Genomic DNA, 16,167 nt, shown 5'->3' on the forward strand with positions numbered 1-16,167 from the left:
TGTTCTTGGCATGGTATTGGTTATGGTTTTACTTTTGGCGAAGCAAATTATAACTCTTTACCATGCTGTTCAAAAAACACTCACGAAAGATCAACACGCCATAGCGATGATGGCTGATTTAAGACCTCTATGTAGTCTGGGGGTTACTGTGGTTGAAATTAGAAAGCAGAATGATCTCACTCTGCTTTAAAGACTTGGTTGGTTTAAATAAGTTAACTAACGAAACGGGGACAGGCCAGAATAACCATAGATTGACGAGTATTGAGTAACGATTGCTATTGAGAAAACAATTGCAAGCCGCTAAATGATCTTGCTTAGGTTAATTCAAACTGTTAACACACCGTCAGCCAATAACTTGGCGCCTGAAATAAACAAGAACAAGTAACACAAGTTGTAGATGACCGTCTGACTAACATGGTGCAACATCCACACTCCCAGCTTTACTCCTACCGGAGCCAACGGCATTAACACCAATGCAGTCAACAGGTTAGAGGCATCAAACTGCCCCATCAGGTAGAACGGTACCAGCTTCATAGCATTCACCGAGGCAAAAAAGACCGCCATAGTAGCTATCAGTGTTACTTTTTCCAGTTGCAGCGGCAGCAGGTAAATACTGGCAGGTCCGCCCCCTGCGTGAATAGTGGTACTGGAAAAGCCGCTCAGGCCGCTCCAAAACCAGGCTGAAATCCGCCCTGCTGGCTTTTGTTTTCCCTGGTTACCCAGTATGTACTGCAGACAAAACAGCAGACAGAGAGCGCCAACAACAATACGCAACACACTTTCAGATACTGATGACATAAAACAACTGGCAACTACCACACCCAGTGCAGCCCCCGGAAGCATCCTTAATAACAACACACGGTCCGCACTTGACCTGTGCTGCTTGACAGCAAACAGATCCATCACACACAAGATCGGCAACAGGATTGCCGCCGCCTGGGTTGGAGTGACACTCAGCGATACCAAAGGTACAGCAATCACACCCAGCGCGCCACCTAGGCCACCTTTACCGATACCAAAAATAAGCACCGCAGGGATGGCGGTAAGATAAAACCAGGGATCTGAAATCAACATATTCAGTCTCGCATAACAAAAAAAGCCTTTCAGGCATTCCGACTTAAAAAAAAGCGCCCGTTACGGGCGCTTTTTTTCAGGAACTGTCACTCTTATTTGCCGTTCAAAAAACAAAGTCAAAAAAAGACATACCCTGCTGGTTATTGGTTAAAGAAGACCTGCTTCTTTTGCCAATGCTTCTAGATTGTTGTAGCCCATAGTTGCGTATTTCAGAGGGTTCGCAACTGCAGGATCCTGTTCTGCTTCAACCACCAGCCAACCGCTGTAGTTCGCCTTCTTCAGGATCTTAAATACCGACGGGTAGTCCACACAACCATCACCCGGTACTGTGTAAACACCTTCAAGCACAGAGTCCAGGAAGCTTAGTTTGCGGTTTTTCACGTCTGCCAGAACATCTTTACGCACATCTTTACAGTGCACATGGTTGATACGGTCAGCCCAGCGCTCTGCCACCGCTACAGGATCCGCACCCGCAAACGTCAGGTGGCCGGTGTCTAACAGCAGGCCAACTTCTGGACCTGTGTGCTTCATTAGGTTATCAACATCTTCAGCCGTTTCGATCACTGTACCCATATGGTGGTGGTATGCGATCTTCACGCCCTGACTTTCTGTGTATTTGGCAAACTCAGTCAGCTTCTTACCATACTCTTCCCACTGCTCTACCGGGAACTTAGGACGTAAATGCACAGGAGTATCCTGAGCACCGTGAATGCAGTTGGTTACTTCACATACAACCATAACTGTAGAGCCTAGTTCACGCAGTAGAGTCAGGTGGCTTTGCACTGCTTCGATCTCTTCTTCAACGCTACGAGTCAGTAGCTCCAATGAATACCAGCCTGACACCAGCTTCAGCTCGTGGTCCGCAAGGATAGGACCTAGTACCGCAGCTTCACGCGGGAACTTGTTACCCAGCTCAAAACCAACAAAGCCAGCTTGCTTACCTTCAGAAAGACAGGTTTCCAACGGGGTTTCTGCACCTAGGGTAGGCAGGTCATCATTGGTCCAGGTGAGTGGGTTAATACCAAGTTGAACACTCATTATTGTATCTCCTATTGTTTCACTATTATTCGCCGCGTTGACGCCATAGCGTGATTAAGTTGTGGTAGTTGGATTTAATGTTATTAATAAGGGTTTCGTCATCTATCTGGTTAGCCAACCATTGGCGGGATGGTTCACCAAACAGGGTACGGCCAACAGCAAAACCTTTTACGATTTCTTTGTTCGCAGTCTGTGCGAAACCTTGTTGTAATTCTTCTTGTGGTGCATCCAGACCCAGAATAACAACACCACGGCAGTGTGGGTCACGCTCATCAACCAATTCAGTCAACGCATCCCAGCTTGTTGCTGCCAGAGGAGGTAGTTTCCACCAGTCTGGTTTAATACCTAGGTTGTAGAAACGTTTCACGGCACGTAGGTACAGATCGTCATCTTTTTCTACTTCAGCCGGCAGAATCACTTCCAATAGTAGTTCATGGCCAGACTTGCAGCACGCTTCATATACTTCACGTACCTGACGCTCTTGCTCTAGGCGGATCTGGATGTCGTCTTCAGGGTTGAAGAACACTAGACATTTAACGATGTGTTCCAGAGGCCAATCAATCAGTTGTGAGCCAATGTTTCCGTGCTCCATCTTCAGCGGACGTGAACCAGGCAGTTCAATCGGGCGGCCAATCCACCAACCATCACCGGTAACATCGTTCAGAACATCCTGGCCGAAAGTGCTGTCACATAACAGGCCTGCTTTACCTTCCAAGTCAGCTTGTTTCGCTACCTGACGGCTTGCTTCAATGATAAGTTTCTTGAGTGGCTTGATACGGCTCACTTCAGCTCCAACATTACGCGCCATATCAACAAATTGTATGCGGTGGTCAAACGCCATCACACATAGCTCGTTCCACTCCGGTGCCTTACGAGTAGTAACACGGTGCAGGTGATTAAGCTCGGTATCTAGGTCTGGACGTTTTACATCCGCTGCTCGAGCGATGTAGTTATCCAGCTCAAGCTTCGTTGGCATTGCCGGTGCACAACCGTGACGAGATACTACTAAGGCGCCACAAGCGTTAGCGTAAGCACACGCTTTTTCCCAGCCTTCACCGTTCAGGTAACCACGTAGCAAGCCGGACATAAAGGCATCACCTGCGCCAAGTACGTTCAGCACATCAACACGCACGCCATATACGGTTACACCGCCGTCCAGATCCGCAGGAATCGCTTCACTGAAGACTGAACAACCCAGTGCACCACGCTTACATACAAGTTCAGCGTCAGACACTTCACGTACCGCTTTCAGTGCTTCAACAGTGTCAGTTGAACCGCCACAAATATGGAACTCTTCTTCAGTACCAACAATAACGTCAAACAGACCCAAAACTTCTTTCAGTTGCTCAGTTACTTTGTCTGACTCGATAAAGCGGGTTTCACCGTCACCCAGGGAGGTCAGACCCCACAGAACAGGACGGTAGTCGATGTCCAGAGCTGTCTTCACACCGTTACGACGTGCATACTTAAGTGCAGTCAATACCGCTTCGCGGGTTTGTGGGTGAGAAAGGTGTGTACCAGTAATGGCCAAACAACGTGCGGAAGCGATGTATTCTTCAGTGAAGTCATCCTTGCTAATTGCCATGTCCGCACAGTTCTCACGGTAGAAGATCAGCGGGAAGGTGTCTTCATCTTTGATACCTAGGATAACTAGGCCGGTCAGGCGTTCTTTATCGGTAATTAGGTTACTGGTGTCACAACCAACACGTTCAAGTTCTTCACGCAGGAAGCGGCCCATGTGCTCATCACCAACCCGTGCCAACATAGAAGACTTCAGGCCCTGTACCGATGTGCCGTATGCGACGTTACCGGAAGAACCGCCCAGGTACTTGTTGAAAGAACCCATGTCTTCCAGGCGCGCACCAACCTGCTGACCATACAGGTCTACCGCGATGCGCCCCATACAAATGACGTCTAACTTTTTCTCAATATTCACAACTCGCTCCTCACGAGATCGGGCTACAACCTTCACCCTCTTTACTTACTATCAGAAAGTGATTAAGACTCAACTCGCAGCCATCAGACAACTGCTTTTGTATTGATTATTTCAATACTTTATTTATATGAAATATTTATTTCGCTTTCAAGAAAAGAAACGAAATTTATTTCATTGTGTGATCTGATTGGACTTTTTATTTCAAATGATTAGTGGGATTGAAAATTCCAATCTATATGGTAAACAAGTACCTCAGTGTCATTTCAGGACACTAATAAACTAAAAAAAGCCACCTTGGACGGCTTGATCCAAGGTGGTAAAATAGGAAGTGAGCTTTTATTATTATAGTTACGACAGAAAATTATCTGGCTTTAATATTGACGAGCCATCTTCAACACTCGCTTGATATCAGCAGCTGCAAGCTCTATCTCGGGCTTCTTTGCTACCTGAGCAGTACCGCAACGCCACCAAGCTTCATACCCATTAGTCATAGTCTTTGGCAAGACTTTAATGTCAATTAGTGTTGATACCGTTTGTTTCTTAGCATCAGCAATAGCAGTAATAAGTTCTTCTTCCGTATGTACTCTATATGCCTTACAACCGTAGCTTTCTGCATTTTTTGCAAAATCTACTGGTACGAGAGCCCCTGACAGTTGCCCTGATTCAGGATCACGAAAGCGGTTTTCGGTACCATAGCTGCCCATTCCCTGGCTCATCTGTAAGTTATTGATACAACCAAAAGCTGCGTTATCAAGTAAAACAACGTTTATCTTGGTTCCTTCTTGGATAGAGGTCTGTAGTTCCGAGTGCAGCATCATATAAGAACCATCACCTAGAAATGTATATACAGGTTGGTTCGGTTTAGCAATCTTTGCTCCCACAGCGGCGGCGATCTCATAGCCCATACAAGAATAGCCGTACTCCATATGGTAGGTATCCGGCTGTTTTGGTTGCCACACGCGTTGTAGATCACCCGGCAGAGATCCAGCGGCTCCAACCACAATAGCATTATCTTCCAACTGCTCATCAAGTAGCCCCAATACTCTAGTTTGAGTCAGATTTGTGTTTAATGCTTCTCGATACTCCGCAAGTTGATTATCAAAATGACCATCTACTTCAGGAATAAAACCATCCCCTATGCGAACATTAAAAAGACGATCAAGTTCTTCTGTCCAGGCATGCTTGGCCTCGTATATTTCATCTAAGTAACCACTTACATACCCTTCAGATTTGAGAGTTTCACCGATGACTTCTAAAGCGGCTTTGGCATCAGCAACGACCGAAGTAGCGTCAAGCTTACAAGCATCAAACTCGGACACATTGATAGTCAGAAACTCAACATCTGGGTTCTGGAACAGTGACTTAGAAGCCGTTGTAAAGTCAGTAAAGCGAGTACCGACGCCAATCACCAGATCCGCCTCTTTAGCGATCAGGTTCGCTGCCAGACAGCCAGTAGTACCTACCCCTCCGAGGTTCAACTCATGGTCATACACGATCGCACTCTTCCCAGCTTGAGTCTCGCCAAACGGAATATAGTGCGTTTCGGCAAACTTACGGAAAACTTCATGTGCTTCAGAGTAACGAACACCACCGCCACAAACCAACATTGGTTTTTTCTTACGTCGAATGAGTGCCAATGCATCTTCGATCATTTCATCTGTTGCTGGGCGTCGCTCAATACGGTGTACGCGTTTTTGGAAGAAATATTCAGGGAAGTCATATGCTTCACCTTGTACATCCTGAGGCAGACAAATAGTAACTGCACCAGTATCAGCAGGATCAGTCAGCACTCGCATAGCGTTAATCATTGCAGACATCAGTTGCTCAGGGCGGTTTACGCGATCCCAATACTTCGACACTGGCTTAAAGCAATCATTGGTACTTATAGATGCGTCATGATATTGCTCCACCTGTTGCAATACAGGATCTGGTTGGCGAGTCGCAAAAACATCTCCTGGCAAGAACAACACCGGTATACGGTTGGCCGTAGCCGTTGCAGCTGCAGTAACCATGTTAGCCGCACCAGGGCCAACAGATGACGTAACTGCATAAATTTTTTTACGTTTAAGCTGCTTAGCATACCCCATAGCGATATGGGCCATTCCTTGTTCATTACAGCCCTGATGAACAACCAGATCACCTGCATCTTCTTCAAGTGCTTGACCTAGGCCAACCACATTACCATGGCCAAAGATTGTAAACACACCATGGATAAATTTATGTTGAACGCCATCAAACTCAACATATTGCTGGTTCATAAATTTTACTAGCGCTTGTGCGGTTGTCATTCTTATTGTGCTCATAAACACATTTCTCCAAATTATGTAAATAACTCAGCCTAACCTTTGAAGCTTAGCTGTTCGCTGTATGCACAGCACTTTACCTGATGCGGTTACTATATGAAATATTAATTTCACTTCAATACTTTTATGAAATGTGAGGCACTTTTGTGATCTCTGTATGATTGTTGAAATGAAGATAGATGCAATACGACAAATCACTACTTAATCACTCCATTTGCCATTGAAAATGAAACAATTTTTTCATGGTATTATTAACATTGAAATAATCTAAGCTATATTAGTTAAATAGCAAACACCACGATCTGTTGAGGAATTCCTATGTCAATACTGCTTTCTAAATACAGTGCTCCCACAAAAAAAAAATGGTTGCACCCAGAAAATCACTCCATCCAATGCCGGCTGGGATTACGTTGGCTTTGAAACCTATGAGTTAGAGCCAGGTCAAACTGTAGTGGCATAGTGAATTTGGCCACCTGATTAAGAGGTGATGTATGATCATCTCGATACTAAAACAGGTGACATTATGACTAAGCGTGAAAGACGCACTTTTAACCCAGAATTTAAGCTTGAATGTGCTCAATTGGTGCTTGACCAGGGGCGGACTTACAAAGAAACCTGCGAAGCAATGGGCATTGGAAGAACCACGTTAGAAAGCTGGGTAAGACAACTCAAAGCTGAAAGAGCGGGTAAAGCACCAAATGCATCACCATTAACTCCTGAGCAAAGAGAAATTCGCGACCTTAAAAAGAAAATCAAGCGTATTGAAGAAGAAAAGGAAATTCTAAAAAATGTATGGTCTGCTCCGTTTTTGCAAGTAAAAGCTCGTTGTCAGAATACGTTTGCGTCAATGTATCCGGCCTGTTTGTGAACCATCTAGTGTTCTGGCCTTGATGGGATCCGCACGTTGTTGTCCTAATAAAGCGCTCAGTCATAAAAGACTGCTTTTTTAGCCAGGCTTGAACATCGCGGGTTCAACGCTTCTGTCATCAGCTTGTTTCTCGCAAAATCTATGGCAAATATAATTCGTTATATGTTAATTCGCAGCCGAAGCTGGATAAAGTTGATACTCCTGACCTGAGGTCAATACCTTCCAACAAATTCTCATTATCTTGTTAGCCAAGGCAATTAAAACAACATGGTGATGATGCGTCGCCTCTAACTTGGCTATCCACTGCCCAAGTGCGGATTTGTCTCGCTTCATGTGTATCTTTAATGCTTTAGCCCCTTGTATCACCTGTCGGCGTAGATAAACGTTACCTCTTTTACTTATACCGCCAAGATTGCTTTTCCCACCTGTGGAGTATTGTCTGGGAACTAAGCCTAACCATGCTGACATATCTCGGCCTCGTTTAAATTGAGTGCCGGAGCCAACCGCTGCAATTAACCCAGTTGCGATAATTGGACCAATACCCGGAACGCTGGATATAAGCTGGCATTTCTCTGATGCAATTGAGGCCTGTTGTAATTGCTCGCTCATATCGTCAATTTGAACATCAAGATGTTGCCAGCGCTCTCGCAAGCGGAACACTAAAGCGCGGATAAAGTCAGGAAGCCCATTTTCCACATCCTCTAAGATGCTAGGTAAGTTACGTTCGAAAACTTTGCGACCTACAGGAACTGTAATTCCGTACTCAAGCAGTAAAGCCCGCATTTGGTTGACAGTTGCAGTGCGCTCGACAATAAAGCGCTGCCTTACTCGGTGAGTCGCTTGTAAGGCAAGTTGTTCGTGCGTCTTTAGAGAAACACAACGCATAGTGCCACGGCTGCCTGCTTCAGCGATGGCGGCAGCATCATTGAAGTCATTCTTGTTTGATTTTAAGTACGGCTTAACAAACTGAGCGGGAATAATTTTTACTGAGAACCCTGCATCATTAAACAATCTTCCCCAGTATTGGGAACCCGGACAAGCTTCAACCGCTACAATGGCAGGTGGAGTGTTAATCACAAAGGTTTTAAGCTGATTTCGATTAAGCTTTTTTCGCCAGAGAATATGCCCTTGACGATCCATTGCTGCGATGTGAAACCAGTTTTTTCCTAGGTCGATACCGTAGATATGCACATTTGAACTAGACATGGTCGGTCTCCTTGCTTTTGCGCTCTCCCTTGCTGAGTATAGATATCAGAGGGAGGAGCAGACCATCCCATTAGGCTACGGCTCTCTTGATGTCAGACTCCCTGAACGGTTCTCGATAATCGAGAAACTCAAGAAGAGTTATGCTGTGAAACGGCTTTGTGAAGTGTTCGGGGTTCATCGCAGTAGCTATCGTTATTGGGCAAATAGAGATAAATCTCTGTCGTCAGAGCGTGTGCTTGTTCGTGCCGAAGTTCGCCGAGCTTATGAGCTGAGCAATGGTTCCGCTGGGGCGAGAACCATTGCAGATATAGTAACAGCGAGAGGCATTCCACTGAGTCGTTATCGAGCGAGTAAGTTCATGAAAGAACTAGACTTAGTCAGTTGCCAACTACCGAAACATGCGTACAAAAAAACACAACAGGAACATACACATATACCCAATCGATTAAATCGTCAGTTCGCGGTAACTGAACCGAATCAAGTCTGGTGCGGCGATGTGACCTACATCTGGACGGGACAGAGGTGGTCTTATCTTGCGGTTGTTATTGACTTGTTCGCACGAAAAGTCATCGGTTGGGCGATGTCTAACTCGCCAGATGGCGCATTGACTGGCAAGGCGTTGACCATGGCCTATGAGAGCCGAGGAAAGCCGTCTGGTGTCATGTTCCACTCGGACCAAGGTTGCCACTATACGAGCAAAAAGTATCGTCAGTTACTATGGAGATATCGAATCGCTCAGAGTATGAGTCGTCGTGGAAACTGTTGGGATAACAGTCCGATGGAGCGAGTGTTCAGAAGCTTGAAGACGGAATGGGTACCAAAGAATGGCTATAGATGCTTTACAGAGGCGTACCAGGCAGTAACGGATTATCTGGTTGGCTATTACAACCAGCATCGTCCACATCAATATAATGGTGGATTAACACCAAATGAATCAGAACGACAGTTCTGGTTCCCTTATAAAACCGTGGCCAGTTTTACTTGACCACTACAGTTAGAGCATTAAAAGTCTTTTGGCATTGAGGTTCTTTGCATCGGTATCGTTGCAAACCTGCTGACATTCCCCACTTGTTTAATTTGATAGAGCCGCAGTGAGGGCAAGCTACTTCATCTGACGATTTGCACTGATCAATTAACTTTGTCGTAGAGTCTTTGTGGATGATACTATCCGCTCTATCTCTGATGAGACGAATTTGATTGTCGGTTAGAGACGGTAACTCATTAATTATTCGAGTAAACCCCTTAATCTCCATAATCACACCCTCTAAGCCAGACTTTCTAATTATAGCTCAACATTTGTGCACCAACAATTAAAGAAAATAGAGCGAATTAAAAAGAGTACATAAGATGAGCTTATGTACTCAGATCGGACATAAATTGACACGACAGCTTATCGCTGTCGTGTCAGTTTATTAGTTAAAATCTACCCAGGCAGCTTTGTTATCGGCGGATTCAACACATTTCTCACACAGACGAACGCCGTCGATACCAGCATCGATACCCGGATACCAGATGCTTTCTGCAGTAGTCATATCGTCACGCTCAACTGCGTCCATCACCAAGCCAAAGCGATGGTACAGGTTCGCCCATGATTCGAAGTAACCTTCTGCGTGGCCACCACCAACATGGCTAGCAGCTACACCTTCAACGTCTTTGTACAGGTAGTCCATATCGCGATCTAATAGCTGAGCTGGCTCGCCCTGTACTTCGTAACGTAGCTGGTTTGGATGCTCATCCCACCATTCGATAGACGCTTTTTCACCGACGATACGGATCTTCTGCTGGTGCATAGAGCCAGCATTAACGGCAGAAGCCCATAGAGTACCTACGGCACCGCCTTCAAATTCCATCATCACATGAGCGTTATCTTCTAGTGGTGCACGTGATTCGATAAAGCTCTGGCGCATACAAGAGAGACGGTCCACTTTCAGGCCAGTCATCATTTCACACAGGTAGAATGCGTGGGTACCGATATCACCGATAACATAGGTCGGGCCAGATACCTCAGGACTTACGCGCCATTTCAGGCCCGGGTTATTCTTCTCATGTTCAATGTTATGGAAGCCGTGTGCAAACTGCATAGTTACCACGCGCACCTCACCTAGGTCACCACGCTCAACCATTTCACGAGCCTGATGTACCATAGGGAAACCAGTGTAACCGTACATCACGCCTAGGATGCGCCCTTTTTCTTGCGCGATAGCCTTCAACTCTTCCGCTTCTTCTGTTTTGAAGGTGATTGGTTTTTCACATACCACATGCAGGCCAGCTTCCAGTGCCGCTTTACAGATTTCGTAGTGGGTGGAGTTAGGCGTAGCAATAGATACCGCTTGAATTCCGTCTTCACGCTGGGCTTCTTGAGCGAACAACTCTTTGTAGCTTGGGTAACAACGCTCTGGATCCAGACCGATGTTTTTTCCGAAGTCACGGCAACGCTCGGCATCAAGGTCAAATGCACCAGCAACCAACTGGAACAGACCGTCACGTTGCGCAGCATTACGGTGTGAGTAGCCAATCTGGCTGCCGCGACCACCGCCGACCATGCCCCAACGGATAGGTTGTTCAAATCTACGCTCTTCATTAAACATTTTGGTATCTCCTACTATTTTAATTAATCAGTATGCAAACAATGCCATTAGGGAGAGTGGGTGCTGTCCCTTGTATGGTGGTTTGTCATCAAATCGTCATTTCTATTAGATGAAAACACTATAAAACAAAGTGACTCAGAGTGAAATATTAATTTCTCTTTTTCTGATGGTTTGAAAAAAATAAATCAAACAATAAAAAGCGTTATATTTCAAATGGTAAGGCACTTTCGTGATGGGAGTTGCAGGGTTTTTTATTTGTTTTAAATCAGTATCTTATTGTGCTTTTGTGGCAGGATGGAAGATTTCTAAGGTTATGATCTGGATAACAAAATTGAGTATCTTATTAGCAATCGCAAAGTGAAATAAATAAAATCAGTTTAGTTAAATATGAAATTTATGTTTCGCTAAGCGTAATTGTTAACGTCGAAATAGCATAATGACAACAAGCAGAAAGGATTGTCCATTGGGGAGTCACTACCTCCCCAGCGGACAAAGGATTCAAGATAGGAGATGACATAATGTCAAACGAGACCACCTTAAACCCTAAAGCGAATATCGCTTATATACTAAAAATATGTTGTGTTGCCGCACTGGGCGGCATTTTGTTCGGCTATGATACCGCAGTAATTTCTGGTGCGATAGGCCCAATCCAGGAATATTTCGGCCTGGATGCTACTGAAAAAGGCTGGGCTGTTTCCAGTGTTGTATTGGGTAGTATCGTAGGTGCGTTCAGCGCCGGTACCTGTTCATTGCGCTTCGGTCGTCGCCGCACCCTACTTTTAGCTGCAGTTCTGTTTGCCATCTCTGCGATTGGCTCAGCGCTTGCTCAAGACTTCACCTTCTATACCTTATTGCGCATCGTTGGCGGTTTGGCGGTAGGTCTGGCGGCAGTGGTATCACCGATGTATATCTCAGAGGTGGCCCCATCAGCGTTCCGTGGTCGTGCGGTATCAATGTTCCAGCAGTCTATCGTTGTTGGTCAGTGTGTGGTGTTTTACATCAACTTCCTGATCGCTCGCGGTATGACGGAGGCCTGGCTGCAGGATATGGGTTGGCGCTGGATGTTGGGCTCAGAGACCATCCCAGCACTGCTGTTCTTTGTGCTTCTGTTTACCATTCCCGAGTCTCCTCGCTGGTTGGTGCTGAAAGACCAGGTAGATAAAGCGCGTGATGTACTGACTCGTATCTCTGGCAAAGCAGATGCAGAGGAAATAATTGTAGAAATACAGAAGTCATTGGTAGCGAGCAATAGCAAGTCAGATAAAAAAGTGAGTCTGCGTTCACCGTTAATGTTCTCTATTGTAGCCGTGGGTACCTTTGTTGCAGCAGCGCAACAGTTTACGGGTATCAACGTGATCATGTACTACTCACCGGAGATCCTGAAACCGATAGCGGGCGGCACAGAAAATGCATTGTTCCAGACAACGTTTATTGGTCTGGTGTTTATCTTCGGTAACGCTTTAGGAATGTACCTGATTGACCGTATGGGTCGTTTGCCACTAATGATTTGGGGTACGCTTGGCTGTGCGATCAGTATGACGATTGTAGGTTTTGTCATGTATAACCAGGCAACAGGCTACACAGCGTTGTTTGCTCTGTGCCTATACGTTATCTCTTACGCGACTTCATGGGGTTGTGTGTGCTGGACGCTGATCTCAGAGATCTTCCCGAATGCAATCCGTTCCCGAGCGATGTCAATTGCGGTAGCGGCACAGTGGATAGCAGGCTTTATGGTTGCTCAGGGCTTCCCGATGCTGAACAACAATGAGTATCTGAACGAGATGTTCCACGGTGGCTTTGCGTTCTGGTTGTTTGCAGGTCTATCTATCATTAGCATGCTATTGGTAGTTAAGTACGTACCGGAAACCAAGGGTGTGAAACTGGAAGAGATGGAGAAGGTGATGGCGACTAAGCTTGGAAAACATAAAGCTCTAGCGCAAGCCAAGGCTTAATTTGGAACTAACTAAAGTAATAAAACGGGCTGTGGCCCGTTTTTTAATGATAGGTGAGGCTATGATTACAATTCTGAGAGCTGATGATGCCAACTGCGTAGCTGAGTTGATCAGCAGTGCTGACTTTTTAAGACCTGAAGAAGTAAAGGTTGTAGTGAATGATTTTTGTGTAATGGGAGAAAAAGAACGCTGGCTTGGGTACCTGATTGGAGGCAGGCTATGTGGTTTGGCCTATATCGTCAGAGCAGAAAATAGCACTGCAGAATGGACAATCAGGTTTATTTATGTGAGACCTGATATTCGTGGACTTGGTATTGGAAAGGCGTTAAAAAAATATGTTGAGTTCGAGTTTAAACCAAAGTTGTGGGCTTAAATTTTATTCGCTGTTGTTTGGATAAAAGCTACAAGCGAAGTTTACAATGTGTAAGTTAGAGCCAGCGACGGCCAAATGATAAGTCTTAATAACCTTATCACCAAATCTTCGACATCAGGACCAACCCCACCCCCTCATTACAACCTCTATCCATCCGCGAGTATTAGCGGTAGCACGTCCGCGGGATACTCATCGGGAGAGGCGTTGTCGAAGATGGAAGCTCTGGCAGAAGAGGCGTTCCCTCCAGTTTTAGGTTGCGGTGTTCAACGGCATGTTAGTAAGCGCTTAATTCTCGACATCATTCCCATTTAAACCCAAGCCCCGATAATGACAGCCGTCATTACTAATGGAGGCTTATATGTCATCTCTACAGCAAGCTTGGCAGCATCATTTTGAAGCTTGGCAAACCACGAACCTCTCCCAAGCGCAATACTGCAGAACCCACGACCTAGACCAATCCCAGTTCAGCTATTGGAAGCGCAAATTTACTCGAACAAATTCAGTGACCAAGTCAGTCACCTCCAAGTTCGCCCTAGCACAAGTGGAAACCGTCACCGAGCATGTCAGTTCATCGCTCACAGTGACGCTACCAAACGGTACGCAAGTTGAAGGCATTGATGAGCGCAACGCCCATGTCGCTGCGAAACTGATAGAGTGTATGAGCTAATGCGTCTGCCCACATTAAGACCCGCATTGACGCTACCGAAAGTCTACCTTTACCGTGACCCGATTGATTTTCGCAAGTCACATCGAGGCTTAAGCGCACTCGTTGAGCTAGAACTTGGCCACAACCCCTTTAGTGGTGAGCTCTACGTCTTCACCAATAAACAGCGTAACAAAATCAAGTGTCTGTTCTGGGAGGACAACGGCTTCGTGCTGTACTACAAATCACTGGCTGAAGAAAAATTCAAATGGCCAAAGCGTACTGATGAGTTGGTCACTCTCACCGGTCAGCAAATAAATTGGCTGCTTGATGGCTACGATATCTCCTTGATGCAAGGGCATAAAAAGTTGGAATACGAGTCATTGTTTTAGAGACTTAATCGCCTATTTTTGGTACAAAAAACCCTGTTCCCATAAGGCATTCAAGGCGATTTTACTGTGACTTCTTCGACCCATCATTTAGCTGAAATTGAGCGACTTAAAGCTCTGCTAGCCGAGAAAGAAGTACAGCTCCAAAGCCAATCTGATCGCCTACAATCTCAGTCTGCTCGTATCGATGTGTTAGAAGAGGTGGTACGCCACCTGAAAATCAAACGCTTCATGCCGAGCAGTTAGAAAACCAATGTTGACCAGTTCCTGTTGTTCGATGAAGCGGAGCTCTGTACTGACCCGAAAGTTGAGCAGCATGAAAAGGACAATCAAGACCAAAGCAAGAACAATGCGTCTAAATCTCGTGGCCGCAAACCACTGTCTAGCGATTTACCTCGTGAACAAATCTTCCTTTATCTGACCGATGAGCAAAAGACAGGCGCAAAAAGCACCTTCTTCGCCAAAGTGAAAGAAGAACTCGATATCGTGCCTGCAAAAATCCGTGTACTGGAGTACATGCAGGAAAAAGCGGTGTTCGATAATGACGATGGTCAATCCATGGTCGCTGCACAGCTGCCGAAACACCCGCTTCCTGGCTCATTAGGTAGCACAGGTCTGATTGCCCATGTCATCACATCAAAATATGTTGATGGCTTACCGCTGTATCGTATAGAGAAAATGCTTCGTCGCTACGGTGGTGAGCTCTCTCGGGCTACGCTTGCGAACTACGTCATGAAGTCCGCTCAGCTGTTCCAGCCACTGGTGAATCTGCTACGAGAGCACCAAAACAGTGGCAACATCGTAGCGATGGATGAGACTCGTATCCAAGTACTTAAAGAGCCTGGCAAATCGGCCACCTCTGAAAAGTACATGTGGGTCTCATTAGGCGGTTCGCCCACTCAGCAAAGTGTGTTGTTCCACTATGACCCCTCTCGTAGTGGCGATGTTCCCGTGGATTTACTTGAAGGCTTCGATGGCTACCTGCAAACCGATGGTTATGCGGGGTACAATGCTGCCTGTAAGAAATATGGCTTAACGCACGTTGGCTGTATGGATCATGCTCGCCGTATGTTCGTTGATGCGCAGAAAGCTCAGCCGAGAGGCAAAAACGTTAAGGTAAGCAAAGCGGATATCGCCCTGAATACCATCAATAAACTCTATCGTGTTGAGCGGCAGCTGGCTGAGCTCAAGGAAAAGCAGCCACAGATAACCGCCGAAAAAATCGTAGAGTACCGCCAAGATCACAGTGTTCCACTACTGAATGAGCTGAAGGCGTTCTTAGATAAGAATCTCAACAAGTGCCCGAAAGAGAGTTTAACCTACAAGGCGATCAACTATACGCTCAACCAATGGCCGAAACTGGTAGTTTACGCAGGTCACCACGAACTGCGCATCAGTAACATTATGGCTGAAAATGCTATCCGTCCGTTCGTAGTTGGCCGTAAGGCATGGCTGTTCGCCGATACTTCACAAGGCGCAAAAGCGAGCGCTGTCTGCTACAGCTTAGTTGAAACCGCTAAGTTGAATGGGTTGGAACCTTATAGCTATCTACATACCCTCCTGACTCAGCTACCATACGCTGAAACGCTTGAGCAAATAGAAGCTCTGTTGCCTTGGAACTTGGCTAAAGACTAGATCGTTGTGGTTATGTAGTTCGGTATGCTGAGTATTGAGCGCTTACATTCGACCTATGTTTTCTAATAGCTAAAAGATCTAAAATTACTAGGGCCTGTTGATCTTTGCTGTACATTTTATCTTCAGCAATACATCGGTAGCCACATTAGCATGAATGCCAGC

At 45.8% G+C, this 16,167-nt stretch carries 12 protein-coding genes and 4 pseudogenes; 10 read left to right on the forward strand and 6 right to left on the reverse strand.

All coding sequences use genetic code 11. The features are described 5' to 3' along the window. On the forward strand, positions 1–190 hold a 190-nt coding region (locus RXX31_RS24140; RefSeq protein ID WP_317592145.1), incomplete at its 5' end, for a hypothetical protein. 134 nt (positions 191–324) lie between these two features. Here the strand turns inward: RXX31_RS24140 and RXX31_RS24145 are convergent. The 4 genes from RXX31_RS24145 to iolD form a co-directional block, all read right to left on the reverse strand. Beyond that, on the reverse strand, positions 325–1,074 hold the full coding sequence (locus RXX31_RS24145) for a sulfite exporter TauE/SafE family protein (RefSeq protein ID WP_317592146.1): 750 nt from the start codon (positions 1,072–1,074) through the stop codon (positions 325–327). 147 nt (positions 1,075–1,221) lie between these two features. Further along, positions 1,222–2,112: a myo-inosose-2 dehydratase gene (iolE, locus tag RXX31_RS24150; protein ID WP_317592147.1), complete on the reverse strand. Its 891-nt coding sequence runs from the start codon at positions 2,110–2,112 to the stop codon at positions 1,222–1,224. A gap of 25 nt (positions 2,113–2,137) precedes the next feature. After that, entirely contained in the window at positions 2,138–4,048 is a 1,911-nt protein-coding gene (locus RXX31_RS24155; RefSeq protein WP_317592148.1) for a bifunctional 5-dehydro-2-deoxygluconokinase/5-dehydro-2-deoxyphosphogluconate aldolase, read from the reverse strand. A 371-nt stretch (positions 4,049–4,419) separates the two neighbouring features. Then, complete coding sequence (gene iolD, locus RXX31_RS24160; RefSeq protein ID WP_317592149.1) at positions 4,420–6,351, reverse strand: 3D-(3,5/4)-trihydroxycyclohexane-1,2-dione acylhydrolase (decyclizing); 1,932 nt, start codon at positions 6,349–6,351, stop codon at positions 4,420–4,422. Positions 6,352–6,874: 523 nt separating this feature from the next. Between iolD and RXX31_RS24165 the strand changes: the two are divergent. Beyond that, positions 6,875–7,138: pseudogene (locus RXX31_RS24165) on the forward strand (transposase); the annotation flags it as partial. A gap of 246 nt (positions 7,139–7,384) precedes the next feature. On the opposite strand, the gene RXX31_RS24170 reads toward RXX31_RS24165, so the two are convergent. Next, complete coding sequence (locus tag RXX31_RS24170) at positions 7,385–8,425, reverse strand: IS110 family transposase (RefSeq protein WP_317592150.1); 1,041 nt, start codon at positions 8,423–8,425, stop codon at positions 7,385–7,387. A gap of 40 nt (positions 8,426–8,465) precedes the next feature. Here RXX31_RS24170 and RXX31_RS24175 point away from each other — a divergent pair. Further along, positions 8,466–9,410, forward strand: a pseudogene (locus RXX31_RS24175) (IS3 family transposase); the annotation flags it as partial. A 427-nt stretch (positions 9,411–9,837) separates the two neighbouring features. On the opposite strand, the gene RXX31_RS24185 reads toward RXX31_RS24175, so the two are convergent. Continuing rightward, positions 9,838–11,013: a Gfo/Idh/MocA family oxidoreductase gene (locus RXX31_RS24185; RefSeq protein ID WP_317592151.1), complete on the reverse strand. Its 1,176-nt coding sequence runs from the start codon at positions 11,011–11,013 to the stop codon at positions 9,838–9,840. Positions 11,014–11,531: 518 nt separating this feature from the next. Between RXX31_RS24185 and RXX31_RS24190 the strand changes: the two genes are divergently transcribed. From RXX31_RS24190 to tnpC, 7 genes and pseudogenes are all read left to right on the forward strand, one after another. Continuing rightward, the gene (locus tag RXX31_RS24190; RefSeq protein ID WP_317592152.1) at positions 11,532–12,965 is read left to right on the forward strand and encodes a sugar porter family MFS transporter; all 1,434 of its coding nucleotides are present in this window, start codon (positions 11,532–11,534) and stop codon (positions 12,963–12,965) included. A gap of 61 nt (positions 12,966–13,026) precedes the next feature. After that, positions 13,027–13,338: a GNAT family N-acetyltransferase gene (locus RXX31_RS24195; RefSeq protein WP_317592153.1), complete on the forward strand. Its 312-nt coding sequence runs from the start codon at positions 13,027–13,029 to the stop codon at positions 13,336–13,338. 66 nt (positions 13,339–13,404) lie between these two features. Continuing rightward, positions 13,405–13,650: pseudogene (locus RXX31_RS24200) on the forward strand (hypothetical protein); the annotation flags it as partial. A gap of 46 nt (positions 13,651–13,696) precedes the next feature. After that, complete coding sequence (tnpA, locus tag RXX31_RS24205) at positions 13,697–14,005, forward strand: IS66 family insertion sequence element accessory protein TnpA (protein WP_317592154.1); 309 nt, start codon at positions 13,697–13,699, stop codon at positions 14,003–14,005. After that, positions 14,005–14,373, forward strand: coding sequence for an IS66 family insertion sequence element accessory protein TnpB (gene tnpB, locus RXX31_RS24210; RefSeq protein WP_317592155.1), 369 nt, complete (start codon positions 14,005–14,007; stop codon positions 14,371–14,373). The genes tnpA and tnpB overlap by 1 nt, the downstream gene beginning before the upstream one ends. 66 nt (positions 14,374–14,439) lie before the next feature. Further along, entirely contained in the window at positions 14,440–14,616 is a 177-nt protein-coding gene (locus RXX31_RS24215) for a hypothetical protein (RefSeq protein ID WP_317592156.1), read from the forward strand. 15 nt (positions 14,617–14,631) lie between these two features. Beyond that, positions 14,632–16,005: pseudogene (gene tnpC / locus RXX31_RS24220) on the forward strand (IS66 family transposase); the annotation flags it as partial. Positions 16,006–16,167 lie beyond the last annotated feature (162 nt).

The organism is Vibrio sp. EA2 (assembly GCF_033042495.1).
Classification (GTDB): domain Bacteria; phylum Pseudomonadota; class Gammaproteobacteria; order Enterobacterales; family Vibrionaceae; genus Vibrio.